This window comes from Butyrivibrio proteoclasticus P6B7, assembly GCF_000622085.1.
Classification (GTDB): domain Bacteria; phylum Bacillota; class Clostridia; order Lachnospirales; family Lachnospiraceae; genus Butyrivibrio; species Butyrivibrio proteoclasticus_A.
Genome location: NZ_JHWL01000011.1, coordinates 89,394 through 115,358 on the forward strand (window position 1 = coordinate 89,394; position 25,965 = coordinate 115,358).

21 protein-coding genes and 1 other annotated feature are annotated in these 25,965 nt (G+C 43.0%); of the genes, 1 reads left to right on the forward strand and 20 read right to left on the reverse strand.

The features are described 5' to 3' along the window. Positions 1 to 44: 44 nt before the first annotated feature. The 4 genes from T541_RS0109645 to T541_RS0109660 form a co-directional block, all read right to left on the reverse strand. Positions 45 to 1,277, reverse strand: coding sequence for a bacterial transcriptional activator domain-containing protein (locus T541_RS0109645; RefSeq protein WP_026652535.1), 1,233 nt, complete (start codon positions 1,275 to 1,277; stop codon positions 45 to 47). 10 nt (positions 1,278 to 1,287) lie between these two features. Then, on the reverse strand, positions 1,288 to 1,506 hold the full coding sequence (locus T541_RS0109650; protein ID WP_026652536.1) for a hypothetical protein: 219 nt from the start codon (positions 1,504 to 1,506) through the stop codon (positions 1,288 to 1,290). Between the two features lie 151 nt (positions 1,507 to 1,657). After that, positions 1,658 to 2,614 (reverse strand): NifB/NifX family molybdenum-iron cluster-binding protein, encoded by a 957-nt coding sequence (locus T541_RS0109655; RefSeq protein ID WP_026652538.1) that lies wholly within the window; start codon positions 2,612 to 2,614, stop codon positions 1,658 to 1,660. A gap of 16 nt (positions 2,615 to 2,630) precedes the next feature. Beyond that, positions 2,631 to 4,625 (reverse strand): TIM-barrel domain-containing protein, encoded by a 1,995-nt coding sequence (locus tag T541_RS0109660; RefSeq protein ID WP_026652539.1) that lies wholly within the window; start codon positions 4,623 to 4,625, stop codon positions 2,631 to 2,633. Between the two features lie 206 nt (positions 4,626 to 4,831). Between T541_RS0109660 and T541_RS0109665 the strand changes: the two genes are divergently transcribed. After that, positions 4,832 to 5,476 (forward strand): DUF4867 family protein, encoded by a 645-nt coding sequence (locus tag T541_RS0109665; RefSeq protein WP_026652540.1) that lies wholly within the window; start codon positions 4,832 to 4,834, stop codon positions 5,474 to 5,476. A 178-nt stretch (positions 5,477 to 5,654) separates the two neighbouring features. Here the strand turns inward: T541_RS0109665 and T541_RS0109670 are convergent, their stop codons facing one another. From T541_RS0109670 to rpmG, 16 genes are all read right to left on the reverse strand, one after another. Then, positions 5,655 to 6,656 carry a hypothetical protein gene (locus T541_RS0109670; protein ID WP_026652541.1) on the reverse strand — a complete coding sequence of 334 codons (1,002 nt, stop codon included), beginning with the start codon at positions 6,654 to 6,656 and terminating at the stop codon, positions 5,655 to 5,657. A gap of 303 nt (positions 6,657 to 6,959) precedes the next feature. Further along, positions 6,960 to 8,150 (reverse strand): elongation factor Tu, encoded by a 1,191-nt coding sequence (tuf, locus tag T541_RS0109675; protein WP_026652542.1) that lies wholly within the window; start codon positions 8,148 to 8,150, stop codon positions 6,960 to 6,962. A 136-nt stretch (positions 8,151 to 8,286) separates the two neighbouring features. Further along, positions 8,287 to 10,404 carry an elongation factor G gene (fusA, locus tag T541_RS0109680; protein ID WP_026652543.1) on the reverse strand — a complete coding sequence of 706 codons (2,118 nt, stop codon included), beginning with the start codon at positions 10,402 to 10,404 and terminating at the stop codon, positions 8,287 to 8,289. A 48-nt stretch (positions 10,405 to 10,452) separates the two neighbouring features. Further along, positions 10,453 to 10,923 carry a 30S ribosomal protein S7 gene (gene rpsG, locus T541_RS0109685; protein ID WP_034466664.1) on the reverse strand — a complete coding sequence of 157 codons (471 nt, stop codon included), beginning with the start codon at positions 10,921 to 10,923 and terminating at the stop codon, positions 10,453 to 10,455. A gap of 214 nt (positions 10,924 to 11,137) precedes the next feature. Next, positions 11,138 to 11,557, reverse strand: a complete 420-nt coding sequence (gene rpsL, locus T541_RS0109690; protein ID WP_013281753.1) for a 30S ribosomal protein S12 — start codon at positions 11,555 to 11,557, stop codon at positions 11,138 to 11,140. 230 nt (positions 11,558 to 11,787) lie between these two features. Beyond that, positions 11,788 to 15,528, reverse strand: a complete 3,741-nt coding sequence (rpoC, locus tag T541_RS0109695; RefSeq protein WP_155839493.1) for a DNA-directed RNA polymerase subunit beta' — start codon at positions 15,526 to 15,528, stop codon at positions 11,788 to 11,790. Positions 15,529 to 15,616: 88 nt separating this feature from the next. Further along, a complete protein-coding gene (locus T541_RS0109700) occupies positions 15,617 to 19,480 on the reverse strand; it encodes a DNA-directed RNA polymerase subunit beta (protein ID WP_026652546.1) in 3,864 nt (1,287 codons plus the stop codon). A 193-nt stretch (positions 19,481 to 19,673) separates the two neighbouring features. After that, positions 19,674 to 20,048, reverse strand: coding sequence for a 50S ribosomal protein L7/L12 (gene rplL / locus T541_RS0109705; protein WP_026652548.1), 375 nt, complete (start codon positions 20,046 to 20,048; stop codon positions 19,674 to 19,676). A gap of 86 nt (positions 20,049 to 20,134) precedes the next feature. Next, a complete protein-coding gene (gene rplJ / locus T541_RS0109710; protein ID WP_026652549.1) occupies positions 20,135 to 20,698 on the reverse strand; it encodes a 50S ribosomal protein L10 in 564 nt (187 codons plus the stop codon). A gap of 20 nt (positions 20,699 to 20,718) precedes the next feature. Continuing rightward, positions 20,719 to 20,848 (reverse strand) — a sequence feature (ribosomal protein L10 leader region). A gap of 49 nt (positions 20,849 to 20,897) precedes the next feature. Further along, positions 20,898 to 22,157 (reverse strand): MFS transporter, encoded by a 1,260-nt coding sequence (locus T541_RS0109715; protein ID WP_026652550.1) that lies wholly within the window; start codon positions 22,155 to 22,157, stop codon positions 20,898 to 20,900. 10 nt (positions 22,158 to 22,167) lie between these two features. Beyond that, positions 22,168 to 23,415 (reverse strand): CapA family protein, encoded by a 1,248-nt coding sequence (locus T541_RS19315; protein ID WP_051538182.1) that lies wholly within the window; start codon positions 23,413 to 23,415, stop codon positions 22,168 to 22,170. Positions 23,416 to 23,516: 101 nt separating this feature from the next. Continuing rightward, complete coding sequence (rplA, locus tag T541_RS0109725) at positions 23,517 to 24,206, reverse strand: 50S ribosomal protein L1 (protein ID WP_026652551.1); 690 nt, start codon at positions 24,204 to 24,206, stop codon at positions 23,517 to 23,519. 13 nt (positions 24,207 to 24,219) lie between these two features. Continuing rightward, complete coding sequence (gene rplK, locus T541_RS0109730; RefSeq protein ID WP_013281686.1) at positions 24,220 to 24,645, reverse strand: 50S ribosomal protein L11; 426 nt, start codon at positions 24,643 to 24,645, stop codon at positions 24,220 to 24,222. A gap of 120 nt (positions 24,646 to 24,765) precedes the next feature. Continuing rightward, positions 24,766 to 25,407: a transcription termination/antitermination protein NusG gene (gene nusG, locus T541_RS0109735; protein WP_081779926.1), complete on the reverse strand. Its 642-nt coding sequence runs from the start codon at positions 25,405 to 25,407 to the stop codon at positions 24,766 to 24,768. 10 nt (positions 25,408 to 25,417) lie between these two features. Then, the gene (gene secE / locus T541_RS22065) at positions 25,418 to 25,735 is read right to left on the reverse strand and encodes a preprotein translocase subunit SecE (RefSeq protein ID WP_081779927.1); all 318 of its coding nucleotides are present in this window, start codon (positions 25,733 to 25,735) and stop codon (positions 25,418 to 25,420) included. 31 nt (positions 25,736 to 25,766) lie between these two features. Beyond that, positions 25,767 to 25,916, reverse strand: coding sequence for a 50S ribosomal protein L33 (gene rpmG / locus T541_RS0109745; protein WP_026652554.1), 150 nt, complete (start codon positions 25,914 to 25,916; stop codon positions 25,767 to 25,769). Between the last annotated feature and the right edge of the window lie 49 nt (positions 25,917 to 25,965).

Here is a 25,965-nt window from a genome sequence, read left to right on the forward strand (position 1 = left end):
GTTACTACCCGAAACCCCTCATAATATAAAACCAACCCCTTATTCTATTTCGCCTCGGCTAACCTTTCTGGTAAGTCCGCGAGTGAAACCACACTATATTCGAGTTCTGTTCTTGGACCAGCCAGGAATTTGAGCTTATTCAGAACTCTTCTGTAAACTACTTTACAGCTTTCCTTACTTGTTCCCACAAGAAGTAATAAATACTGAGATGAAGAATACTTACAATAGGTATCTCCCTGTCTCAATGTATTGGAAATAGCTTCCTGAAGAAATCTGCTCTTATTCTCGAGCTTAACAGGATTAGCTATTCTTTTTCCCTCATAATCCACGAGAGTAAGTAGCATCATATAAACAGACTGGCCTGTTCTCTCCATATTCCTGCTAAGAATATGATAAGCATCGATAAAGCTTGGATATGAGCAGTCATAAGCTCTTCCCAATTCCTTCTCGATTGCTCCCCTTCTTTCAATGATGTCATCTCTGATTTGAAGGATCTTACCTGGTGTATCTGAAACCTGTCTGCTCATCTTGTCATAACATTCAAGAAGCTCAGGACTTGGTGTTACTCCAAGCTCATCTGTGTAGTACCTTAAGGTCTCATCGTACTTGGCGTATGCATCCTTGTACATATCCATGCAGATAAGTGCGTTGATCTCGCCAATCTGCCACTCATCATCAGGATAAAGAGCTGCTGCCTTTCTATATACCTTATGCATCTGAGCAAAGTCTTTTTTCTCATAATAGAATTTACCCAGCGCATCTACACATTCTGAATACATCTTCTGAAGCTGAACGCTTCTAATAATAACCCATTCCTGAGTTGAAAGCTCTGGGAGAAGCTCTGACTTATAAATCTCGAAGGCAGCCTTATAATAAGTAACTGCTTCCTCAAAATCATTGCAATCTCTTGCTTTCTCAACATTGCTTATAAAAGATACAGCATCTGATTCGATATCTACGTTCTCATCGGTGTAAAAGATACCGTCTCTGTTCACTATGTATTCGTAGTCAGGAAGTCCTGACTTTTTAAGCTGCTTGTGCATCTGATAGATAAGATTATTAAAGCTGTTACTGATGTTGGACTGCTCTTCTCTATCGTAAAGGATATTTATAAGATTATCCTTCTGAATTCCGTATTCGCCGCACAACCAAACTATCTCAAGAAGCTGAACATACTTGGCTGTCTTATTCTTGCCAACCGATATGTTCCTGCCTTCAAAAGATATTGCAAATCCGCCAAACATTTGCACTTGAAGTTTGATTTTCCCCTCTGCCATAAAACCACCCTTATTTTAGAACTGCTTCTTCCTTTTTGTTTCCTACGTAGTTGCAAATACTGTAGCCTCCAAGATTATCCGTTTCACCGGCTTTTCTGAAGTTGGACCATTTGCAACACCAGCATTCTCTCATTGGAACAAGGGCCCCGTTATCAGGTTCAAAATGTTCGCAGCAGTGGCTCTCATTGACAATCAATAATCCGTTTTCATCGTATGCAAGATTTTTCATTTTACCCCCTCAAAATCTCGTACCGTGTTTCCATGTTAAATATATCATGGTAAAAGAACATAAATTATCAATATGTCGTGAAATAAACTTTTTTTGTCGCGGTTTGCATTTTGTAATTAATATTCAGTTGTATAGTTCTTTTAAAAAGACATTATTCCTCTACGATCTCAACAAGCTCGATATCGAAGTTAAGAGCTTTGCCAGCCATTTCATGGTTAGCGTCGAAGGTAATGTCTGTCTCAGTCTTTTCCATAACTCTTACTGGAATAGGACGACCGTACATATCCTGAAGGTATACCTTCTGACCTACAGACACTGACTCAGAACCAGGAAGATCAGCGATCTTGATGTTGATGATTCTCTCTGGATCAGCCTCGCCATAAGCTTCGTTTGGCTCAAGGTGAATGCTACGTTTCTCACCAACGTTCATATCTGCAACAGCCTTGTCAAAGCCATAGATCATCATGCCAACGCCACAGATAAACTCAAGAGGCTCGCCTCTGTCGTAGGATGAATCAAACTGTGATCCATCATCAAGAGTACCCTTGTAGTGTACACGGCACTTCTTGCTTACGTTCTTACCTTCCATGATTGGCTCAAGAGAACGTCCGCCACAGCCGCCGCAGCCGCCACAGCCACCGCCGCAGCCACCTTCTTCGTCATCACCGCAGCCACCACAGCCGCCGCAACCTTCTTCAGCTTCATCGGTCTCAGCTTCTGCATCGGCACAATGTCCGCAGCCGCCTTCTTCATGATCTCCACAGTTGTGATCCTCTCCGTGGTGATCACAGTTAACTCCTGAATTCTCAAGCTCACCCTTAAGGTATGCTTCTACAGCCTCATCAGCGCTTCCTGTAGCGCCTGAAAATACTTCGATTCCAGCCTCTGTAAGGGCAGCATTAGCTCCACCGCCAAGTCCTCCGCAGATAAGAACAGAAATGCCCTTATCATCAAGAAGACCTGCAAGAGCCTCGTGACCGCTGCCTTCTGTACTCATGATCTCTGATGATACAACCTTACCATCCTCGATCTCATAAATCTTAAACTCCTCAGTATGTCCAAAATGCTGGAATACCTGTCCATTTTCATGTGTTACTGCTAACTTCAAAATACTTACCTCCGTTTTAATCTAACTTCTTAAATACTGGAATACTCTCAATTGGGGCCTTGGCAGTTACTGTCTGGCCACCTTCATAGATCTTTTTATCCCTGATGTCTTCCCACTTGCCCTCTGGAAGATAAACCTCCCTTTCAAAACAATTGAGTTCAAAAATAGGTGCCACAAGATACTTATCTCCGAACATGTACTCATCGTAGATCTCCCAGCACTTGGAGTCCTGAGGGAACTCGTAGAAAAGAGTACGCATAAGAGGAGAACCGTTCTTGGATGTTTCCTCATAAAGTGACTTGATGTAAGGCTTGAGCTCAAATCTGATATCAAGCTGATCCTTCATGATCTTGTAGTTGTCTTCGCCATAGCTCCAAAGCTCGTTGTCCTGGCCTGTGTGGAGATATCCGCCGCCAAAGTCTCTGTCATCAAGGGCTGGGATATCGTAAGGGCCACGATCGCCGTGCATTCTAAGAACTGGTGAGAACACAGCAAACTCGTACCATCTGATAAGGAGCTGTCTAAAGTCAGGATCGTTGACGTCATCAGTCATGAAGCCGCCGATATCAGTGGTCCACCATGGAATACCTGCAAGACCCATGTTAAGGCCTGCTGCCAGCTGATCCCTGAATGCCTCAAAGGTACTTGGCACATCACCAGACCACACAACGTTGCCATACTTCTGGCTTCCTGCCCAGGCGCTTCTTAACAGGTTAACTACAGGCTGGTCGTCTGTCTTCATATTATCGTAGAAGACTCTGCTGTAGAACTGTGGGTAGATATTACTGCAGGAAAGAGCTGGCCCAAGGTAATATCTGTAGTAGTCAAAATCATACTTAACGTAATCAGGCTCTGAATTATCAAGCCAGAACATATCAATTCCAAGGTCGTAATAGTTCTTTTTACAAATATCCCATACATACTGCCTTGTCTCTGGGTTGGTCACGTCGATCTCTGTGCAATCGCCCTGATAATCATAGGTCTGAAGGCCGCCTCTCTCAGTCTTGATAAGAAGGCCTCTCTCCAGCATGTCATAGAAGTTCTCACTTCTCTTATCAACTGAAGGCCATACTGATACAACCACCTTAATTCCCATGCTGTGGAGCTCGTCGATCATGGCCTTAGGATCTGGCCAGTATGTCTTATCGAACTTCCAGTCTCCCTGGTATGTCCAGTGGAAGAAGTCGATAACCATGCAATCGATAGGAATATTTCTGGACTTGTAGTCTCTTGCAACCTTAAGAACCTCTTCCTGAGTTCTGTAGCGAAGCTTGCACTGCCAAAGACCCATAAGTTCCTCAGGCATAGCAGGCGCACGACCTGTAACCTCAGTATAGTTCTCAACGATCTCCTTAGGTGTATCTGCAACTGTGATCCAGTAATCAAGCTCCTTGCTGCATCTTGAGATCCACTCAGTATAGTTCATACCAAAGCTGACTCTACCAACAGCAGGATTGTTCCACAAGAATCCATATCCAAGGCTTGAAACCTGGAAAGGAACTGTAACCTGAGAGTTCCTCTGCTCAAGGTCAAGGATACATCCTTTCAGATCAGTATATGGGTGCTGGTACTGTCCCATACCAAAGATCTTCTCTTTATCATTACTCTCGAATTTAAGAGTAATCTCATAATCTCCGCCGCTAATTGGACTATAATCTCTGTTCACATACTTAAGGCATCTGGATTCCTTAGACTCAGTTCCTCCGTAATTCCTGAAGTACTCTCTAAGGATCAGCTCGTCATCTCTGTAAAAAGACATGACGCCTGCAAAGTTCACAGTAGCCTTAACTCGGCCATTAGTGATCTCTGCAAAAGGGCCGTCCTCCCTTGATGTGATGTTAACTGTGGCGTTTCCCTTATTAACATCCTCAGTAAGTGCCCAATCATTGCCACTAAGCGCTGGATACATTGTTGAGCGAACTCTGAGCGCGTTCTTGCCCCATGGCTCGATTCTTAGAGTTTCACCCTGTCTCTTTGCTATCAGTGTTCCATTTTCATTTGTAAAAATCATAACAGCCTCCCTTAAAAACTAGTCTTTTGGTATTATACTATACTTTTTGCAAAATTAAACCGCAAAAAATGAGCTATTTTAGGTATCAAGTGATAAGATTTTGCTATTACTATTTTGTAGAATAAGATATGAGTTAATGGGGATAGTAGACTCATTTTCTATTATGTAGAACATCATGGCCCGAACGGGCTTGGAAGGAGAAAAGTATGAAAATATATAATGTCACAGATCCAGAATTTACCAACTATGGCAGGATCATCGAAGGTTATGAAAAAGAGATCAAGGAGATTGAGGAAGCTTTAAGAGACAAGACTCCAGTTCCTGAGGCTACTGACTACGTTGCTGAGGATAAGGCTCTTCAGAACCTTGCAGCTTCAGCAGCAATCACAAACAGCCTCTTTGGCGGCTCACCAATGCAGTTTGGCTGGTGCAATGGTCACAACACTAAGCTTAACTGCCTTGAGTACCATCGTTCAAGCGAGATCAACCTCGGCGCTACAGACTTCATCCTTCTTCTTGCTAAGAGAGAAGAAATCGTAGACTACAAGATCGATTCCAGCAAAGTTAAGGCTTTCCTTGTTCCTAAGGGAGTTATGGTAGAGGTTTACGCTACAGCTCTTCACTACGCTCCATGTCAGGCTCACAAGGATTCTGGATTCCAGGTTCTTGTTGGACTTCCAAAGGGCACAAACGTTGGAATGCCAAGCTTCACACCAGCTAACCAGGAAGACAAGATGCTCACAGCAACTAACAAGTGGCTCCTTGCTCACGCAGAGGCTTCAGAAGCTAAAGACGGCGCATGGGTAGGCATCACAGGCGAGAACATCGACATCGCTTCTGACCTCGACTGATTTAGATAAACACCAACCCTTTTTACATAGTAAAAGAGCTCCTGGCTACAAATGCATTTTCTGTGTACGGTGCATGTAAGTAGCTGGGAGCTCTTTTATTTTCAAGCTATCAGTATGATTATCTGATTTATGATATATCTACTCTAGATTATTGTTCATGCATTTGTTTATCCTATAATCACAGTTGGTCATCGATCACGCTGCCCTTGACATCATTGGATAAAAGACTAAGCCTGTTCAGTATATTGGTAATCTCCAAATTCACGGCATCCTGAGTCTCCTCCAGTGTTGGTCTGTCTGAGATGATAGTCTTCTTTACTGCATCTGTATCCATGGACTCCGCATCAGCCCTCTCTCTTCTGGCTATAGCTCTTTTCACATCTGCGCTGGTCTGGTGGCTCTCAGATGCCTGCTCTCTAATACTCTCTATCAGCTCCTGCCGGATTGCTTCCTTCTCAAGCCTCTTGGCCTCGTCCTTCTTTTCCTCTTTCTTCTTTTCTTCTGCCTCTTTAGCCTTCTCTTCCCGTTCCTTCTGGTCCTCATCTACCTTCTCTACGGTCTCCTGTGTTAAAAGAGCTATCGTCTCTCCGGCAGATGCCTCCATAATCTCTTCTGCAGCATCCTGGGCATTTAACATATCCTGAGACTTCTCACGTTCATTCTTAATCTGAGCAAAACCAAGAACGTTTGCTTCCTGCCTGCGCTTGGCATCCTCTATCTCCTCAGCGTTCTGAGCGTTGGTGTAATAGTAATAATAAGCCTTATGCATGAATTCGGATCTTCTAGCCAGTTCTTCATCAGATAGCTTCTGCTCAGATGACTCTTTAGTTCCTTCACTTAGGACTTTTTGACTATCATCGTTGTTTTCTTCGATTACCCCATACTCTTCTTTAAGCTTTGCAATAGCTTCATTGTTTGCTCTGGTATCAGCCTGTAATTCATTTATCTTATCCTGTAATTCATGAATTTCATCCTTAATTGACTGCATCTGCTTATCAAGCTTCTTCTCTCCCTTGAAGGCATCAGACACAACTTTAAGAGCCTGGCTTTTCGCGTAGGCTTGTCTGTTGGCAAGTATAGAGTTTGAATTATGATCAGCTAGGGAAATAGTGATATTATTGGAATTCTTGATATTATAGATACTATTATTCTGAACTTCCATGTTCTTGTTTATTCTCATAATCCACCTCCACTCTACATCCCTATAGAGTCATACGAAGTGATATAGTTACAGTTTTCCTTATTGTATATCGGCAAAACTAAGATATTTGTTTATAGCAAAAAAGAGCTCCAAGCACAAGGCTTGAAGCTCTTTGAAATTCACTATAAGTTGCTAAGCGCAGCCTCGATTCCGCTACGCTTCATCTCGGTCACGGCATTCGCTGAATGCCTAAAAAGTCAATAAAAAACAGCCCATATCGTGCAAGCACGATGGGCTGTTTCTATTGGCTTTTATGCGCTTAGCTCAAAGCTAGCGTGCAGATTACTCAACGATTGTAGCAACCTTACCTGATCCAACTGTACGTCCACCCTCACGGATAGCGAACTTAAGACCCTGCTCCATAGCGATTGGGTGAATAAGCTCGATAGACATTGTTACGTGGTCACCAGGCATGCACATCTCAACACCATCTGGAAGGTTGCAGACACCTGTTACGTCAGTTGTTCTGAAGTAGAACTGAGGTCTGTAGTTTGTGAAGAATGGAGTATGACGGCCACCCTCGTCCTTAGTAAGAACGTAAACCTCAGCAGTGAACTTTGTATGGCAGTTTACTGTACCAGGCTTTGTGATAACCTGTCCTCTCTGGATACCCTCACGGTCAACACCACGAAGAAGAAGACCAACGTTGTCACCAGCTTCACAGTAGTCCATAGACTTTCTGAACATCTCGATACCTGTTACAACAGACTTAGATGTCTCTTCCTTGATACCAACGATTTCGATTTCGTCGTTGAGGTCAAGGTGTCCTCTCTCTACTCTACCTGTAGCAACTGTTCCACGACCTGTGATTGTGAATACGTCCTCAACAGGCATAAGGAAAGGCTTATCTGTCTCACGAGTAGGTTCAGGAATGTAAGAATCAACTGTGTCCATGAGCTCGATGATCTTGTCACCCCACTCAGACTTAGGATCCTCAAGAGCCTTAAGAGCTGAACCACGGATAATTGGTGTGTCATCTCCTGGGAACTCATACTCTGTAAGAAGGTCTCTGATCTCCATCTCAACGAGGTCAAGAAGCTCTGGATCGTCAACCATATCGCACTTGTTCATGAATACGATGATGTAAGGAACACCAACCTGACGAGCAAGAAGAACGTGCTCCTTAGTCTGAGCCATAACACCATCAGTAGCAGCAACAACGAGGATTGATCCATCCATCTGAGCTGCACCTGTGATCATGTTCTTAACGTAGTCAGCGTGACCTGGGCAGTCAACGTGAGCATAGTGTCTGTTTGCTGTCTCGTACTCGATGTGAGCAGAGTTGATTGTGATTCCTCTTTCCTTCTCTTCAGGAGCCTTATCGATCTGATCGAATGCTACTGCAGGGCTGAATCCTCTATCAGCAAGTACTGCTGTGATAGCAGCTGTAAGAGTTGTCTTACCATGGTCAACGTGTCCAATTGTACCAATGTTAACGTGTGGTTTGGTTCTGTCAAACTTAGCTTTTGCCATTTCTAAATATCCTCCTTAAGTGAAATGTTATTCAACATTTTCATACATAATTTAACCGACTATATCGATTATATTAAATGTTTGCAGCTAAATCAAGCATTAAACTTGATTTAGTCTGCTTACATTTACTTTTTTATTAGTTGCCCTTGTTTGAAAGGACTTTTTCCTGAACATTCTTAGGAACTGGAGCATACTTCTCAAAGAACATTGAGTAGTTACCACGGCCCTGTGTTCTAGAACGAAGGTCTGTAGCATAGCCGAACATCTCAGCAAGAGGCACATGTGCTCTAACGATCTTTCCGCCGCCGAGATCATCCATACCTTCAACCTGTCCACGACGAGAGTTAACGTCACCGATAACATCTCCCATGTACTCTTCAGGCATAGTAACCTCAACCTTCATGATAGGCTCAAGAAGAACAGGAGCACCCTTCTGCATAGCATCCTTGAATGCCATAGATCCAGCGATGTGGAATGCCATTTCTGATGAGTCTACTTCGTGGTAAGATCCATCATAAACTGTAGCATGTACACCAACTACTGGATATCCGCCAAGAGTACCAGCCTTCATAGCCTCTTCGATACCTTCGCTGATTGGCTGGATGAATTCCTTAGGAATAGCACCACCAACAACTTCGCTATCGAACTGGTAAAGGTTGTCGCCGTTAGCATCCATAGGCTCGAAACGAACCTTACAGTGTCCGTACTGACCACGTCCACCTGACTGCTTAGCATACTTAGACTCGATGTCTACAGCCTTTGTAAGAGCTTCTCTATAAGCAACCTGAGGAGCACCTACGTTAGCCTCAACCTTATACTCTCTAAGAAGTCTATCAACGATGATATCAAGGTGAAGCTCACCCATACCAGCGATGATTGTCTGACCTGTCTCAGGGTTTGTATGAGCTCTGAATGTAGGATCTTCTTCAGCAAGCTTCATAAGAGCCTCATCAAGCTTCTGCTGACCAGCCTTAGTCTTAGGCTCGATAGCAAGCTCGATAACAGGATCAGGGAACTCCATAGATTCGAGAATAACTGGGTTCTTCTCGTCACAGAGTGTATCACCAGTAACTGTGTTCTTAAGACCAACAGCTGCTGCGATATCTCCTGAATATACTTTTTCAAGATCTGAACGCTTGTTAGCGTGCATCTGAAGGATACGTCCAAGACGTTCCTTGTTGTCCTTTGTACTGTTAAGTACATAAGAACCTGAATTTGCTGTACCACGATATACACGGAAGAATGCAAGCTTTCCTACGAATGGATCGCTGACAATCTTGAATGCAAGAGCTGCGAATGGGCCATCATCTGTTGACTCAACCTCAATCTCATTGCCGTCCATATCTGTTCCCTTACAAGCAGGGATATCAAGTGGTGAAGGCATGAATTCGATAACTGCATCGATAAGCTTCTGGATACCTCTGTTCCTGTGGGCAGAACCACAGCAAACAGGGAATGCCTTACACTCACATGTAGCCTTACGAAGAGCAGCCTTAAGAGCATCAACAGATGGCTCTTCACCTTCAAGGTACTGCATCATAAGATCCTCATCAAGATCACAGATCTTCTCAACGAGTTCTGAGTGATAAAGCTCAGCATCATCCTTAAGCTCAGCAGGGATCTCACCAATAGTAACATCCTCACCCTTATCATCGTTGTAGATATAAGCCTGCATCTCGAAAAGATCGATAATACCCTGGAACTGATCCTCAGCTCCGATAGGGATTTCAATCATAATAGCATTTTTCTTAAGTCTATTGCGGATCTGCTCAACAGCTCCGAAATAGTTCGCTCCAATGATATCCATCTTGTTGATGAATGCCATACGTGGAACGTTAAATCCGTCAGCCTGACGCCATACGTTCTCAGACTGTGGTTCAACACCTTCCTTAGCACTGAAAACGCCGACAGCGCCATCAAGTACACGAAGTGAACGCTCAACCTCAACGGTGAAGTCAACGTGACCAGGTGTATCAATGATATTGATACGGTGCTCTAAAGCGCCTGGCTTAGTCTTACCGTTCTGCTGAAGTGTCCAGTGGCATGTTGTAGCTGCAGATGTGATTGTGATACCTCTTTCCTGCTCCTGTTCCATCCAGTCCATGGTAGCAGTACCTTCGTAAGTCTCACCAATCTTATAGTTTACACCGGTATAGTAAAGAATACGCTCTGTAAGTGTAGTCTTACCAGCATCAATATGTGCCATGATACCAATGTTTCTGGTTCTCTCCAATGGGTATTGTCTATCAGCCAAAGGTTCTTCCTCCTAAATAAATTTAAACCCAAGTCTACTCGCACCAGATTAGAATCTGTAGTGTGAGAATGCCTTGTTTGCCTCTGCCATCTTGTGCATGTCTTCTTTTCTCTTTACAGCTGCACCAGTATTGTTGTATGCATCCATAATCTCTGAAGCAAGTCTATCTACCATAGTCTTCTCGCCTCTAGCACGTGAGAAAGTTACAAGCCAACGAAGTGCAAGAGCCTGACGTCTGTCTGGTCTAACCTCGATAGGAACCTGGTATGTAGCACCACCGATACGTCTTGCCTTTACCTCAAGAGCAGGCATGATGTTGTTCATAGCTCCTTCAAATACTTCAAGAGCTGGCTTTCCAGCCTTCTCTTCTACCTGTGCGAATGCACCATATACGATCTTCTGAGCAACGCCCTTCTTACCATCGAGCATTACCTGGTTTACAAGCTTAGTTACAACCTTGTTATCGTATAAAGGATCCGCTAATACGTCACGTTTTACAATATGTCCTTTACGCGGCACGGTTCTTCCCTCCTTTAGAATTGCAATGATCATATATAAGGTCACTGCTTACTATAATCATCGGTACTCACTAATTTAGTGTTCGTGCGGTTTTTCTATTTCTTAGTTATCATTTATCAAAGCTTAATGCGAAAATAAATAATTCTATATAGAACAGAATACCAACACTATAAAATTAGATCAGTTGTAAGAATCTTTTAGATTCTCAAGTTAATTACTTAGACGCCTTTGGTCTCTTAGCGCCATACTTAGAGCGAGCCTGTTTTCTGTCGGCTACACCTGCTGTATCAAGAGTACCTCTGATGATGTGGTATCTTGTACCAGGTAAATCCTTAACTCTTCCACCACGGATGAGAACAACGCTATGCTCCTGAAGGTTGTGACCTTCTCCTGGAATGTAGCTTGTTACCTCAATACCGTTAGAAAGACGTACTCTGGCGATTTTTCTCAGAGCAGAGTTAGGCTTCTTAGGTGTTGCTGTCTTAACAGCTGTGCAGACACCACGTTTCTGTGGAGAAGCAGTAGCAGTAGCCTTCTTGTGAAGAGAGTTGAAACCCTTCTGAAGTGCAGGTGCTGTAGACTTCTTAACAGATGTCTGACGACCCTTTCTAACTAACTGGTTAAATGTTGGCATTCCTTTTACCTCCTATTTTGATAAAACTGAGCACGTTTATTCGCACTCACCTAGCCTGAATAGCGTAAAAACAACTATCCAAATTTATGCATACAACAAAGGGGCAGAATTTCACCCCTTTGTCTATACACGCAATTATGAATTATAAATACTATTAAATATGTTGTCAACTAAATTTTTTATAACCTAAAGTCGATAAAACACGTCCTCACGGTTAATTTAGAGACTTATTACTCTTCATCCTCTGAAATTGCGATTTCTTCTTCATCATAGTCAACATCATCGATGAATGTTGGCTCCTCGAAGTCTCTCTTTCTCTTCTTGAGGATAAGCTTTTCAGGATCCTTGAAGTTAGCATCGGTATTAAGATTTGTATTTCTATATCTCTTCATACCAGTACCAGCAGGAATCAGCTTACCGATAATAACGTTTTCCTTAAGACCGATAAGTGGATCAACCTTTCCTTTGATAGCTGCATCAGTAAGAACCTTAGTTGTCTCCTGGAATGATGCGGCTGAAAGGAATGAGTTGGTTGCAAGAGCTGCCTTAGTAATACCAAGGATTACCTGCTTTCCTTCAGCTGGCTTCTTACCCTCTGAGATAAGTGCCTCGTTGCTATCCTCGAAATCAAGAACATCTACAAGTGTTCCTGGAAGGAACTCTGTATCACCGCTCTCGTCGATTCTTACTTTCTTAAGCATCTGACGAACGATAACCTCGATGTGCTTATCACAGATATCAACACCCTGTAAACGGTAAACTCTCTGTACTTCTCTAAGGAGATAATCCTGTACAGCACGAATTCCCTTAATCTTAAGAAGATCGTGTGGGTTAACAGAACCTTCAGTAAGTTCATCACCTGCTTCGATTGTTGTTCCGTCTGTTACCTTGATACGTGAGCCGTAAGGGATAAGATATGCCTTTGACTCTCCTGTCTCATCGTTAGTAACAATAACTTCACGTTTCTTCTTAGTATCTCTAATTTCAACCTGGCCATCAAGCTCAGAGATGATTGCAAGTCCCTTAGGTTTTCTAGCTTCGAAAAGCTCTTCTACTCTAGGAAGACCCTGTGTAATATCGCCACCGGCAACACCACCAGTATGGAATGTTCTCATAGTAAGCTGTGTACCTGGCTCACCGATAGACTGAGCAGCGATAATACCAACTGCCTCACCTACCTGAACAGCCTCACCAGTTGCCATGTTAGCACCGTAGCACTTAGCACAGATTCCGTTATGTGAACGGCAAGTAAGAATTGTACGAATCTTAACTGCTTCAACTGGCTGTCCCTTTGAGTTAACGCCAACTGAAAGAATCTTAGCTGCACGTGATGGAGTAATCATGTGATTCTTCTTAACGATTACGTTTCCATCTTTATCTTTAATAGTCTCGCAAGAATATCTTCCTGTGATTCTATCCTTTAATGGCTCAATTGTTTCCTTACCATCCATGAATGCCTTTACAGTCATTCCTGGGATAACTTCCTTATCTGCACAGCAGTCTACATCACGAATGATGAGTTCCTGTGATACGTCAACCATTCGACGTGTAAGGTATCCGGAATCGGCTGTACGAAGAGCTGTATCTGACAGACCCTTACGAGCACCATGAGCTGACATGAAGTACTCCAGAACATCAAGACCTTCACGGAAGTTAGACTTGATAGGAAGTTCGATTGTACGACCTGTTGTATCAGCCATAAGTCCACGCATACCAGCCAGCTGCTTGATCTGCTGGTTAGATCCACGGGCACCAGAGTCAGCCATCATGTAAATGTTATTGTACTTATCAAGACCAGCAAGAAGCTCATCAGTAAGCTTTTTATCTGTCTCCATCCAAGTATCAACAACTGCACGATAACGCTCTTCATCAGTGATAAGACCACGACGATAGTTAGCTGCGATCTTATCTACAGTAGCCTGTGCTTCATCCAGCATCTGCTGCTTCTGCTTAGGCACTGTCATATCAGCGATTGATACAGTCATAGCTGCACGTGTTGAATAGTGATAACCTGTAGCCTTGATCTTATCAAGAACCTCAGCTGTTGCGAAAGTTCCGTGAGTATTGATCATAGCTGTAACAATCTGCTTAAGCTGCTTCTTACCAACCATGAAGTCAACTTCAAGCTTGAACTCATTCTCTGGATCGCTTCTATCAACGAATCCAAGATCCTGAGGAATCATTTCGTTAAATAAGAATCTACCAAGTGTTGACTCAACAAAACCTGACTTCTCTTCTCCATCAGCATTTGTAAGAGTAACTCTGATCTTAATTCTTGACTGAAGAGTAATGTACTCATTCTCATAAGCAAGGATTGCTTCATCTACGCTCTTAAAGCACTTTCCTTCTCCGAGAGCTCCTGGTCTTTCCTGTGTAAGATAGTAGATACCAAGTACCATATCCTGTGTAGGAACGTTTACAGGGCCACCATCTGAAGGCTTAAGGATGTTGTTAGGAGCGAGCATAAGGAATCTACACTCTGCCTGTGCCTCTACAGAAAGTGGAAGGTGTACAGCCATCTGGTCACCATCGAAGTCGGCGTTGAATGGTGTACATACAAGTGGGTGAAGCTTAATAGCCTTACCTTCTACAAGAATAGGCTCAAATGCCTGAATACCAAGTCTGTGAAGTGTGGGGGCACGGTTAAGCATTACAGGATGCTCTTTAATTACATCCTCAAGTACATCCCAAACCTGCTCATCGAGACGCTCAACAAGCTTCTTAGCATTCTTGATATTCTGTGAAATTCCTCTGGAAACAAGTTCTTTCATAACGAAAGGCTTGAAAAGCTCGATAGCCATTTCCTTAGGAAGACCACACTGATAAATCTTAAGTTCTGGTCCAACTACGATAACGGAACGTCCTGAATAGTCAACACGCTTACCAAGAAGGTTCTGACGGAAACGTCCAGACTTACCTTTAAGCATGTCTGAAAGAGACTTAAGTGCTCTGTTACCAGGTCCTGTAACAGGTCTTCCTCTTCTACCGTTATCTATAAGTGCATCAACAGCTTCCTGAAGCATTCTCTTCTCGTTACGAACGATGATATCAGGAGCACCGAGATCAAGAAGTCTCTTAAGTCGGTTATTTCTGTTGATAATTCTTCTATAAAGATCGTTAAGATCTGATGTAGCGAAACGTCCACCATCAAGCTGTACCATAGGACGAAGATCTGGTGGGATTACAGGGATGCAATCCATGATCATCCAAGATGGATCATTGCCTGACTCTCTAAATGCTTCTACTACCTCAAGGCGCTTGATAATTCTTGCTCTCTTCTGTCCGCTTGATGTATCAAGACCTTCCTTTAATTCTTCATATTCCTTCTCAAGGTCGATATCAAGGAGAAGCTCTTTGATGGATTCAGCACCCATACCAGCGCGGAACTTACCGCCCCACTCTTCTCTAGCATCCTGATATTCCTTCTCAGAAAGAACCTGCTTATACTCAAGTGTTGTCTCACCTGGATCAAGTACGATGTAAGATGCGAAATAAAGCACCTTCTCAAGTACACGAGGTGAAAGGTCAAGGATAAGTCCCATTCTGCTAGGGATTCCCTTGAAGTACCAAATGTGTGATACAGGAGCTGCAAGCTCGATGTACCCCATTCTCTCACGACGTACGCTGGACTTTGTGATTTCTACACCACAACGGTCACAGACAACGCCCTTGTATCTGATCTTCTTATACTTACCACAGTGACACTCCCAGTCCTTAGTAGGTCCAAAGATCTTTTCGCAGAAAAGACCATCTCTCTCAGGCTTAAGAGTTCTGTAGTTGATAGTCTCAGGCTTGGTAACCTCACCACTATGTGGATCATTATCAATTCTATGAGCCCAGCTTCTAATCTTTTCTGGAGATGCAAGGCCAATCTTGATTGAATCAAATGTCATTGGCTGGTAAGTCTGCTGCTGAAAAGATCTGCCACTTGAAGCTTCATTTATTGCTTTATTCATAGTTGAATCAGACATTAGTAACCTCTTTTCTTTATGTTAATCGTCAATTATCAGTTACAGTATCTGTATAACTGGCCTGAGCCAGTTATACAGTTCAAATCAATTACTCATCATCAGATGCATCATCGTAACTGTCGAAATCTTCTGAATCAGAAACTTCTTCTTCCTCAGATACGAGTTCACCGCTGTCATCGAAATGCTGCTGTGAGAATCCGTTAGCACCGAATGATTCCTGACTGTAATCACGTCCTGAAGTATCACCTTCCATCTCGAAGCGATAGTCAGAATCTGTGTAATCAACGCTTTCCATAATTTCAACTTCTGTATTGTCTTCACGAAGAACTTTAATATCAAGTCCAAGTGACTGAAGTTCCTTAAGAAGAACCTTGAAGGACTCTGGAACACCAGGTTCAGGAATGTTGTCTCCCTTAATGATAGCTTCGTAAGTCTTAACACGTCCTACAACGTCATCAGACTTAACTGTAAGGATTTCCTGAAGTGTATAAGCTGCGCCATAAGCCTCAAGAGCCCAAACCTCCATCTCACCGAAACGCTGACCACCGAACTGAGCTTTACCACCCAGAGGCTGCTGTGTAACAAGTGAGTAAGGACCTGTTGAACGAGCGTGGATCTTATCGTCAACAAGGTGGTGGAGCTTAAGGTAATGCATGTGTCCAATTGTTGTAGGTGAATCAAACTTCTGTCCAGTTCTACCATCACGAAGCTGAACCTTTCCGTCTGATCTGATTGGAACACCCTTCCAAAGCTCTCTGTGATCTCTATTGTCATAGAGATACTTCATTATTTCAGGATCTACAAGATCCTTATATTTCTTTTCAAATTCATCCCATGTGCTGTTGACATAGTCATTAGCCATCTCAAGGGTATCCTGAATATCTTTCTCGTTAGCACCATCAAAGATAGGTGTTGCGATATTGAATCCAAGTGCCTTCGCAGCAAGTGAAAGATGAATCTCGAGGACCTGTCCGATATTCATACGGGAAGGTACGCCCAATGGGTTAAGTACGATATCAAGTGGTCTACCGTTTGGAAGATATGGCATATCTTCGATAGGAAGTACACGAGAAACGACACCCTTGTTACCATGACGACCAGCCATCTTATCACCAACAGAGATCTTTCTCTTCTGAGCGATATAGATACGAACTGCCTGGTTTACTCCAGGTGAAAGCTCATCACCGTTCTCTCTTGTGAATACCTTAGCATCTACAACGATACCGTACTCACCGTGAGGAACCTTAAGAGAAGTATCACGAACCTCTCTAGCCTTCTCACCGAAGATTGCTCTAAGGAGTCTCTCCTCAGCTGTAAGCTCTGTCTCTCCCTTAGGAGTAACCTTACCTACAAGGATATCACCGGCACGAACCTCAGCACCGATACGGATGATTCCGCGATCGTCAAGATCCTTAAGTGCATCATCACCAACACCAGGAACATCACGAGTGATCTCTTCTGGTCCAAGCTTGGTCTCACGAGCCTCTGCCTCGTATTCCTCAATATGTACAGATGTATAAACATCATCACGAACAAGTCTCTCTGAAAGAAGAACAGCATCCTCGTAGTTGTAACCTTCCCATGTCATGAAACCGATGAGAGGGTTCTTACCAAGACCAAGTTCTCCCTGGTATGTTGAAGGACCGTCTGCAATAACCTGACCTGCCTCAACGTGATCGCCCTTAAATACGATAGGTCTCTGGTTGTAGCAGTTACTCTGGTTAGATCTCTGGAACTTAATGAGGTGGAACTCTTCCTTCTCACCATCATCATATGTCATCTGGATAAGCTTGCTATCTACGAAATCGATAGTACCAGCTTTTCTAGCAACTACGCATACTCCAGAGTCAACAGCAGCCTTTCTTTCCATACCTGTTCCTACAGCAGGAGCTTCAGTAGTAAGAAGTGGCACCGCCTGACGCTGCATGTTTGATCCCATCAGCGCACGGTTAGCATCGTCGTTCTCAAGGAATGGGATAAGTGCTGTAGCAACTGAGAATACCATTCTAGGAGATACGTCCATGTACTCGAACATTGTCTTAGGATACTCGGAAGTCTCTTCCTTATAACGACCTGAAACGCTGTTCTTCTTGAAGTGGCCTTCCTCATCAAGAGGAGTGTTAGCCTGAGCTACATGGTAATTATCTTCTTCATCCGCTGTAAGGTACTCAACCTCGTCAGTAACCCTTGGATTCTCAGGATCTGACATGTCTACCTTACGGTATGGAGCCTCAACAAATCCATAATCATTAACTCTTGCATAAGAAGCAAGTGAGTTAATAAGACCGATGTTAGGTCCTTCAGGTGTCTCGATAGGACACATACGACCATAGTGTGTATAGTGAACGTCTCGAACCTCGAATCCGGCTCTATCTCTTGAAAGACCGCCAGGACCAAGGGCTGAAAGACGTCTCTTATGTGTAAGCTCACCAAGAGGGTTATTCTGATCCATGAACTGTGACAACTGTGATGAACCGAAGAACTCCTTAACAGCAGCCTGTACTGGCTTGATGTTAATAAGTGTCTGAGGAGCAATCTCCTCTGTGTCATGTGTTGTCATTCTTTCACGAACAACTCTCTCAAGTCTTGATAAACCGATACGATACTGGTTCTGTAAAAGCTCACCTACGCAACGGATACGTCTGTTACCGAGGTGATCGATATCATCATCGTTACCAATACCATACTCAAGATGAATATTATAGTTAATAGAAGCAATGATATCTTCCTTAGTAATGTGCTTAGGAATAAGATCATGAACACGCTTCTTAAGAGTCTCTGCAAGACCTTCTGGATCGTTCTTAGCAGTGTACTCGTCAAGGATTTCCTTAAGAACTGGATAGTATACGTTCTCATTGATTCCAAGCTCCTCAGGATCACACTCGATAAAGTGTGTGATATCTACCATCATATTAGAAAGAACCTTAACGTTTCTCTCCTCTTCCTGAAGGATAACGTATGGAATAGCACAGTTCTGGATCTCAGTAGCAAGAGCTCTATCTACCTTAGTACCAGCAGATGCGATCATCTCGCCTGTTGTCTCATCAACAACATCCTCAGCAAGAACATGTCCATTAATACGATTCTTGAAATGTAACTTCTTATTAAATTTGTATCTACCAACCTTAGCAAGGTCATATCTTCTAGGGTCGAAGAACATAGCGTTGATAAGACTTTCTGCACTCTCAACACTAAGTGGCTCACCAGGACGGATCTTTCTATAGAGTTCAAGAAGACCACTCTGATAATCTGTAGAAGAATCCTTAGAAAAACTTCCCTGAATCTTAGGCTCATCACCAAAGAGTTCAAGAATCTCCTCGTTTGTACCTATACCAAGTGCTCTAACAAGAACAGTTACAGGAACCTTTCTTGTTCTATCTACACGTGCATAGAATACGTCATTAGGATCGGTTTCATACTCAAGCCATGCACCTCTGTTAGGGATAACAGTACATGACATAAGCTCCTTACCGATCTTATCGTATGTAATATCATAATAAATACCGGGTGAACGAACCAACTGGCTGACAATAACTCTTTCAGCTCCGTTGATAACAAAGGTACCGGTTGCAGTCATGAGAGGAAGATCACCCATGAAAATTTCATGCTCTGTGATTTCATCCTTCTCCTTATTGTGGAGACGAACCTTTACCTTTAAAGGTGCAGCAAATGTTGCATCTCTCTCCTTACATTTCTCAATCGTGTTCTTATTCTTGTCGATCTCGTCTTCACAAAGCTTGAAATCAACAAATTCCAGACTGAGTTTTCCGCCGTAATCCTCAATTGGAGAGATATCGTCAAAGACTTCTTTCAAGCCTTCGTCAAGAAACCACTGATATGAGTTCTTCTGTACTTCAATCAGGTTTGGCATCTCCAGGACTTCCTTCTGACGCTGGAAGCTCATACGCATGTTCTTACCAGTGCCGGTAGGATGTAATCTGTTTTTTTCCATTGACATTCACCCCGTTCTAAATTTTTTTAGTGTTATCAGGTCTCTTGTAAAAAGGCACAAAAAGACCCACCACACCACAATAGTGCATTTTCCATTGTATAACTAACGGAAGGTCATGTCAAGCACTTTTTGACAAGAAAAAAGAGCCAGACATGTAATCATGTCTAGCTCTTTATAATGACAATTCAATAGATTACTTAAGAGTAACCTTTGCGCCCTGCTCTTCAAGCTTAGCCTTAATGTCATCAGCCTCTGCCTTAGAAGCGTTCTCCTTAACCATCTTAGGAGCTCCATCAACGAGTTCCTTAGCTTCCTTAAGACCAAGACCTGTGATCTCACGAACAACCTTGATTACAGGAACCTTGTTAGGACCAACCTCTGTAAGCTCAACATTGAACTCTGTCTTCTCTTCGCCTGCTGCTGCGCCAGCACCTGCTGCTGCAACTACAACGCCTGCTGCTGCAGATACGCCGAACTCTTCCTCACAAGCCTTTACAAGATCATTTAACTCGAGCACTGTAAGCTCTTTGATAGCATCGATAATTTCTGCTGTAGATAACTTTGCCATTATTATATACCTCCATATAGTATAATTTATAATTTGTTTAATTGATTACCGGACATCTATATGTCCATTATGCAGCCTGTAAACAATTACTCTGCTGCTGGTGCCTCAGCTGTCTCAGCTGGAGCTTCCTCTGTAGCTGGTGCTTCCTCTGCTGCTGGAGCGCCTTCTCCATTCTTCTCTGCGATCTGCTTGATAACGCGAGCGAAGTTGGTAATAGGTGACTGCATAGAGCCAAGCAACTTTGAAAGAAGAACTTCCTTTGAAGGGATAGCTGCGATCTCTGTCATAGCCTGAGCATCATAGAACTTACCTTCTATAACACCACCCTTAATCTCGAGAGCCTTAGCAGTCTTAGCGAATTCATAAAGAACACGTGCTGGAGCTGCTGGATCACTCTCAGATACAGCCATAGCACTAGGTCCATTAAGAAGATCCTTGAGCTGCTCAAAATCAGTTCCCTGGAATGCGAAGTTCATCATCGTATTCTTGTAAACCTTGTATGAAACTCCCTCTGCACGAAGCTTCTTACGAAGTTCTGTATCCTGTGCAACAGTAAGTCCGCGGTGATCTACAAGTACGACAGCCTGAGCGTCTTTAATTCTCTCTGAAATCTCTTCAACTACAGGCTTTTTAAGTTCAACCTTTGCCATTTCTTTACCTCCTTATAGAATTTACCGCCGAAAAAACCTCTCGAAGACATCGAGAGGCAAAAAGTTCAAATATAACTTTTCCTCGGTAGGCGATAATCATTATGTCCCTTTCGGAACACCTACTGTCTTCGGCTTTCTTGTCTATCTTCTAGACAACCTTAGATAATTTATCATAACTCAAAATTAATGTCAAGCGTTTTTACATATTCCTATTATAGATTTTTTCAACAAAGCGCTTGTTACCACCGATCACCACCACAGCAGCGATAACGCTGAGCATTTCAAAAAGGAAAAGAACTGCTCTGCCACTCATAGCCACAGTCATAGCTCCGGCCGCCAGCTCCGCAATAAGAGTTCCGGTAGTACTCAGCACCTGAAATGCCCCATTAAATCGTCCCTTCTTCTCATCGGGAACATAGCTCTGGGTTGATGAAATCCTGATAGTATAGCTGGTAACGCCGCCAACACCAACAATAAATGCCAGGAACATAGCAAACTGAAACGGTACAAACAGATACATTCCCTCAAAGAGTCCTATGATCACATACACTGCAATCGCTATACGGAACTTATACTTTTCAGGAATCTTGAACATATAATGGAAAAGACCTGTCACCCCCCTTCCAACAAAGCTCATGCCAAAGACTCCCATGTATACGTATTCTCCATAGATATAATGATCCCTATAATATGGGAGACATATTACACTTGCTGCCCCTCCGGCCATAGATGAAAACAGGAAATACACAGCAATTGCTAAAAGACCTCTCTCTGAAAGCAGATACTCAAAACCCTCCCTGATATCCATAAGAACTCTGGAAATCTTGCTGGCAGACTCTCCAGCAATAGCTCTTTTCTGCCTGTCTATATATTCCTCCTTCGCACCAATCCTGGTTTCCAAAACAGCTGCTGCAAAAAAGCAAACAGCATTGATCATAAGAAGAGGTGCAATTCCAATCTTACCATAAAAGAAAGTAGCAACTGGAACCATGAAGGTTGCAAAGGTCTCAAGAACGCTGGCGATGGAATAGGCCTTAGAATAATTGCCCTCTGTGATAAGCAGTGGATAGAAGCTGTCATAAGCCACCATATATGTGCTGTTCACGCATCCTACAATAAATGTAAACAGCGCAAACGCTGCGAAGTTAAACCATCCACTCTTTAGCATCAGGGCAACAAAAAGATATAGCCCCGCCATGGCAAAGTCTAAAGAATATATCATCTTTTTCCTGGAAAATCTGTCAAGAATTGCCCCAGACACGATTGGCGCCAGTAACTGCGGAATCGTATACATAGAAAGATATATCGCATACAGCATGGTGGACCCTGTGTAATCCAGGACCATAAGGCTCATTGCAAAGCCTGTCATGCTGTTTCCAAACATTGAAACAATACTGCCTACAGTAATTATAGTAAAATCCCTTGTCCATAAGGGATTACCTTTAGCTCTTTTCCCCATATCAAAACTCCTACTTCTGACTTATATATCCATTCCCGTCAATATTGATATGTGATGACATCCCTGCAATACTATTAAGAATCCTTGAATACTCTGAGCCCGTAGCCTCGTTTACAGAGCAGCCGCTCTGAATGGCAGGTACAAACTGAAGGTTGGTACTACCATTGGTATGCAAAGTAACAACAACCATTCCTGTATCCTGAGTCTTGGAATTGAAAATGTAATTTCCAAGGCTATAAACCACAGGAACACCGTTAATATAATCAATCTTCTGAAGAATATGTGGATGAGCTCCAATGATAATGTTGGCTCCCGCATCCACTATCTCCCGAGCCTGCTGCTCCTGAAGATAATCTATCTCTGTAGTGCTCTCAGTTCCCCAATGAATGAACACCACCACATAAGCATTTTTCTCTCTGGCCTCTCTTACCCTGTCCAGTAAAAGAGAATCATCAAGGCACCTGAATACGCCTGGACTAGTCTCTGTAGCCCCCTTAGTATCAGGAGTATTAAGCCTCTCAATCTGAGTAGCGCATATAATCGCCACTTTCATGCCATTACTTGTAATATAGTACACAGGATGTGAGGCCTCGTCAATGTTTGAGCCCGCTCCCACATAAGAGATCCCGTGATCGTTAAGGGTTGAAAATGTATCCAAAAGAGCTTGCTGCCCATAGTCATAGGCATGGTTATTAGCAAGTCCCACAAGATCTACTCCCATCTGCCCAAGAATCTGCGCAGACACTGGATCTGCCCTGAAGGTATATGTCTTACCTGCCAAAGGAGCACCGCCATAGGAATATGGGAACTCGTTGTTCACCATCATAATGTCCACAGCCTGCATCTTCTCAAGCAAGGAATCTCCAATGACACCCTGGGCATTGTACCCATTCATCTTAAAAGCATTTCCAACCGCATATTCAGAATCAAAAAGAATATCCCCAGCAAATCCGATAGTTACTGTATCATCTGATGCAGTACCGATAACATGAGTATAATCCTCATCTCCTTCATAGATTATGGCAGCCTTCTTAGCCGACTCCTCATCAGTAATAGCTGCATTCTCAGCCATGGCAGCCTCAGGAATACTCTCCCATCCACCAAGAGACAGTCCACTACTTGCCTTGCCGCCATCCTTAACAGTCTTAACTATAAAAAGAGCTGGCAACCCCACTGCCAGTATTATTCCAAGCGTAAGCACAAATACTCTAAAGAGCTTTTTATTATGTTTGTTATTATATCCCTCAACTTTTCTCATAGCCTATAGTTTACCACAAAAGCATGGAAAAAGCTGAAGCAAAGCAACAAAAAAGAAGCAAGTCACTAAGTGACCTGCTTCTAATTAAGCATTTATGCAAATTAATACTTGTTTGAAACAACCTTTACACCAGGGCCCATTGTTGTTGCAAGAGTGATGCTCTTGAGATACTGACCCTTAACTGATGAAGGCTTAGCCTTTGTGATAGCATCCATAAGAGCGTTGAAGTTCTGCTCAAGCTGCTCCTCTGAGAAAGATGCCTTTCCTACAGGAACGTGGATGATGTTAGCCTTATCAAGTCTGTACTCGATCTTACCAGCCTTGATATCGTTAACTGCCTTAGTTACATCCATAGTAACTGTGCCAGCCTTAGGGTTAGGCATGAGACCCTTAGGTCCAAGAACCTTACCAAGACGTCCTACAACACCCATCATATCAGGTGTAGCAACTACAACGTCAAAATCAAGCCATCCTTCGTTCTGAATCTTTGGAATAAGCTCCTCGCCGCCAACGTAATCTGCGCCAGCTGCCTGAGCCTCGTCAAGCTTTGTTCCCTTTGCAAATACAAGAACCTTAACAGTCTTACCTGTTCCGTTAGGAAGTACTACAGCACCTCTGATCTGCTGATCAGCGTGACGTGAGTCACAACCTGTTCTGATGTGAACTTCTACAGTCTCATCAAACTTTGCAGTAGCTGACTTCTTAACAAGAGCTATTGCATCTGCGGCTTCATACTGCTGAGTTCTGTCAATGAGCTTAGCAGCTTCTAAGTATTTCTTTCCGTGTTTCATCTCTCATCCTCCATCAGTCTTCTACTACGATACCCATACTACGTGCTGTACCAGCGATCATGCTCATAGCACCCTCGATGTCAACAGCGTTAAGGTCAGGCATCTTTGTCTCTGCAATCTTTCTAATCTCTTCCTTAGAAATAGTTGCAACCTTAGTCTTGTTAGGTACTCCTGATCCCTTCTGGATCTTAGCTGCCTTCTTAAGAAGAACTGCTGCAGGTGGAGTCTTTGTGATGAATGTGAAACTTCTGTCTGCATAAACTGTGATAACAACAGGGATGATAACGTCACCCTTATCTGCTGTCTGAGCGTTGAACTGCTTTGTGAATTCAACGATGTTTACACCATGCTGACCAAGTGCTGGTCCAACTGGTGGTGCTGGTGTTGCTTTACCAGCCTGGATCTGTAACTTAATATATCCTTCGACTTTCTTTGCCATTATGGCACCTCCTGAAAATATGTGGTCGGACATGCTGCTAAGCAGCACTCCCACTCAGCGGTTACGTGCCCACTTACGTAGGCTATATATTCATATGCTCTCGCATCGAATATCAATTAATTATGAATCAATCTTTCTAACTTCAGCGAAGCTGATCTCTACTGGTGTCTCACGGCCAAACAGATCAACATTGATTGTAGCTGTCTGCTTACCAAAATCCATTCTCTGAACAACGCCAGCAGTATCTTTCCAAACACCTGCGATAACTGCGATCTCATCGCCAACACCGAAATCAACAGAGATTGTATCTGTCTTGATTCCTAAAGGCTTGATCTCAGCATCTGTAAGAGGTACAGGCTTGCTTCCTGGTCCTACGAAACCTGTTACACCACGTGTATTACGAACAACGTACCAAGTTTCATCATTCATGTCCATATTTACAAGAACATAACCAGGGAACATCTTTCTCTGCACGTTCTTACGAGCGCCATTCTTAACTTCTACAACATCCTGTAAAGGAATTCTGACCTCAAGGATCTTATCCTTAAGATGTCTGTTCTCAATGGATTTCTCAAGGTTCTGTTTAACCTTGTTCTCATAACCAGAATATGTGTGAACTACATACCAGCGAGCATTCTCGTTAATACTGGAATTCTCTGCCTGAGCCTCATCGTTAGAAACTTCCGCTGAATTCTCTTCTGCAGTCACATCAGCAGAAATCTCTTCAGCCTGCTCGAGATTCTTTTCCATTTCTTCTGACATGTTTTCTCCTTTAACTATTGAATAAGTGAACTAGTTTATCAACTCCATATTCAAAAGCAATATCCAATAAAGCGATCAATGCGCAGCTGATAGCAGATACTACTACAACGGCTGTTGTCTGCTTAACAACGTCTTCTCTTGAAGTCCACATGATCTTATTAAATTCAGCTGTAACTCCTGTGAAGAATCCACCAATCTTAGAAAAGAAGCCTTCCTTCTCAGCGGCTTTTTTCTTAGAAGTCTCTTTCTTGGATGACTCCTTCTTAGATGTCTCTTTCTTTGAAGTTTCAGTTTCTGAGCTATTGCTTACTACCTTGGTTTCTTCCATACCCGTAGTCTCCCTCCTAATAAGGATGAAATTACTTTGTTTCCTTATGCATTGTGTGCTTCTTGCAGAATGGGCAATACTTCTTCATCTCAACACGATCAGGATGTGTCTTCTTATCCTTAGTTGTGTCGTAGTTACGATTCTTGCAATCTGTACATGCTAATGTAATTCTTGTACGCATAATTCACCTCCGCGCGTTAATATTAATTCTTGAAAATTCGCTTAAATCC

Excerpts from the sequence above, each read along its gene's own strand:
- T541_RS0109645 (WP_026652535.1), bottom strand. The coding sequence starts at position 1,277 with ATGGCAGAGGGGAAAATCAAACTTCAAGTGCAAATGTTTGGCGGATTT.
- T541_RS0109650 (WP_026652536.1), bottom strand. The coding sequence starts at position 1,506 with ATGAAAAATCTTGCATACGATGAAAACGGATTATTGATTGTCAATGAG.
- T541_RS0109660 (WP_026652539.1), bottom strand. The coding sequence starts at position 4,625 with ATGATTTTTACAAATGAAAATGGAACACTGATAGCAAAGAGACAGGGT.
- T541_RS0109665 (WP_026652540.1), top strand. The coding sequence starts at position 4,832 with ATGAAAATATATAATGTCACAGATCCAGAATTTACCAACTATGGCAGG.
- T541_RS0109670 (WP_026652541.1), bottom strand. The coding sequence starts at position 6,656 with ATGAGAATAAACAAGAACATGGAAGTTCAGAATAATAGTATCTATAAT.
- tuf (WP_026652542.1), bottom strand. The coding sequence starts at position 8,150 with ATGGCAAAAGCTAAGTTTGACAGAACCAAACCACACGTTAACATTGGT.
- rpsL (WP_013281753.1), bottom strand. The coding sequence starts at position 11,557 with ATGCCAACATTTAACCAGTTAGTTAGAAAGGGTCGTCAGACATCTGTT.
- rpoC (WP_155839493.1), bottom strand. The coding sequence starts at position 15,528 with ATGTCTGATTCAACTATGAATAAAGCAATAAATGAAGCTTCAAGTGGC.
- T541_RS0109700 (WP_026652546.1), bottom strand. The coding sequence starts at position 19,480 with ATGGAAAAAAACAGATTACATCCTACCGGCACTGGTAAGAACATGCGT.
- rplL (WP_026652548.1), bottom strand. The coding sequence starts at position 20,048 with ATGGCAAAGTTATCTACAGCAGAAATTATCGATGCTATCAAAGAGCTT.
- rplJ (WP_026652549.1), bottom strand. The coding sequence starts at position 20,698 with ATGGCAAAGGTTGAACTTAAAAAGCCTGTAGTTGAAGAGATTTCAGAG.
- T541_RS0109715 (WP_026652550.1), bottom strand. The coding sequence starts at position 22,157 with ATGGGGAAAAGAGCTAAAGGTAATCCCTTATGGACAAGGGATTTTACT.
- T541_RS19315 (WP_051538182.1), bottom strand. The coding sequence starts at position 23,415 with ATGAGAAAAGTTGAGGGATATAATAACAAACATAATAAAAAGCTCTTT.
- rplA (WP_026652551.1), bottom strand. The coding sequence starts at position 24,206 with ATGAAACACGGAAAGAAATACTTAGAAGCTGCTAAGCTCATTGACAGA.
- rplK (WP_013281686.1), bottom strand. The coding sequence starts at position 24,645 with ATGGCAAAGAAAGTCGAAGGATATATTAAGTTACAGATCCAGGCTGGT.
- nusG (WP_081779926.1), bottom strand. The coding sequence starts at position 25,407 with ATGTCAGAAGAAATGGAAAAGAATCTCGAGCAGGCTGAAGAGATTTCT.
- secE (WP_081779927.1), bottom strand. The coding sequence starts at position 25,735 with ATGGAAGAAACCAAGGTAGTAAGCAATAGCTCAGAAACTGAAACTTCA.
- rpmG (WP_026652554.1), bottom strand. The coding sequence starts at position 25,916 with ATGCGTACAAGAATTACATTAGCATGTACAGATTGCAAGAATCGTAAC.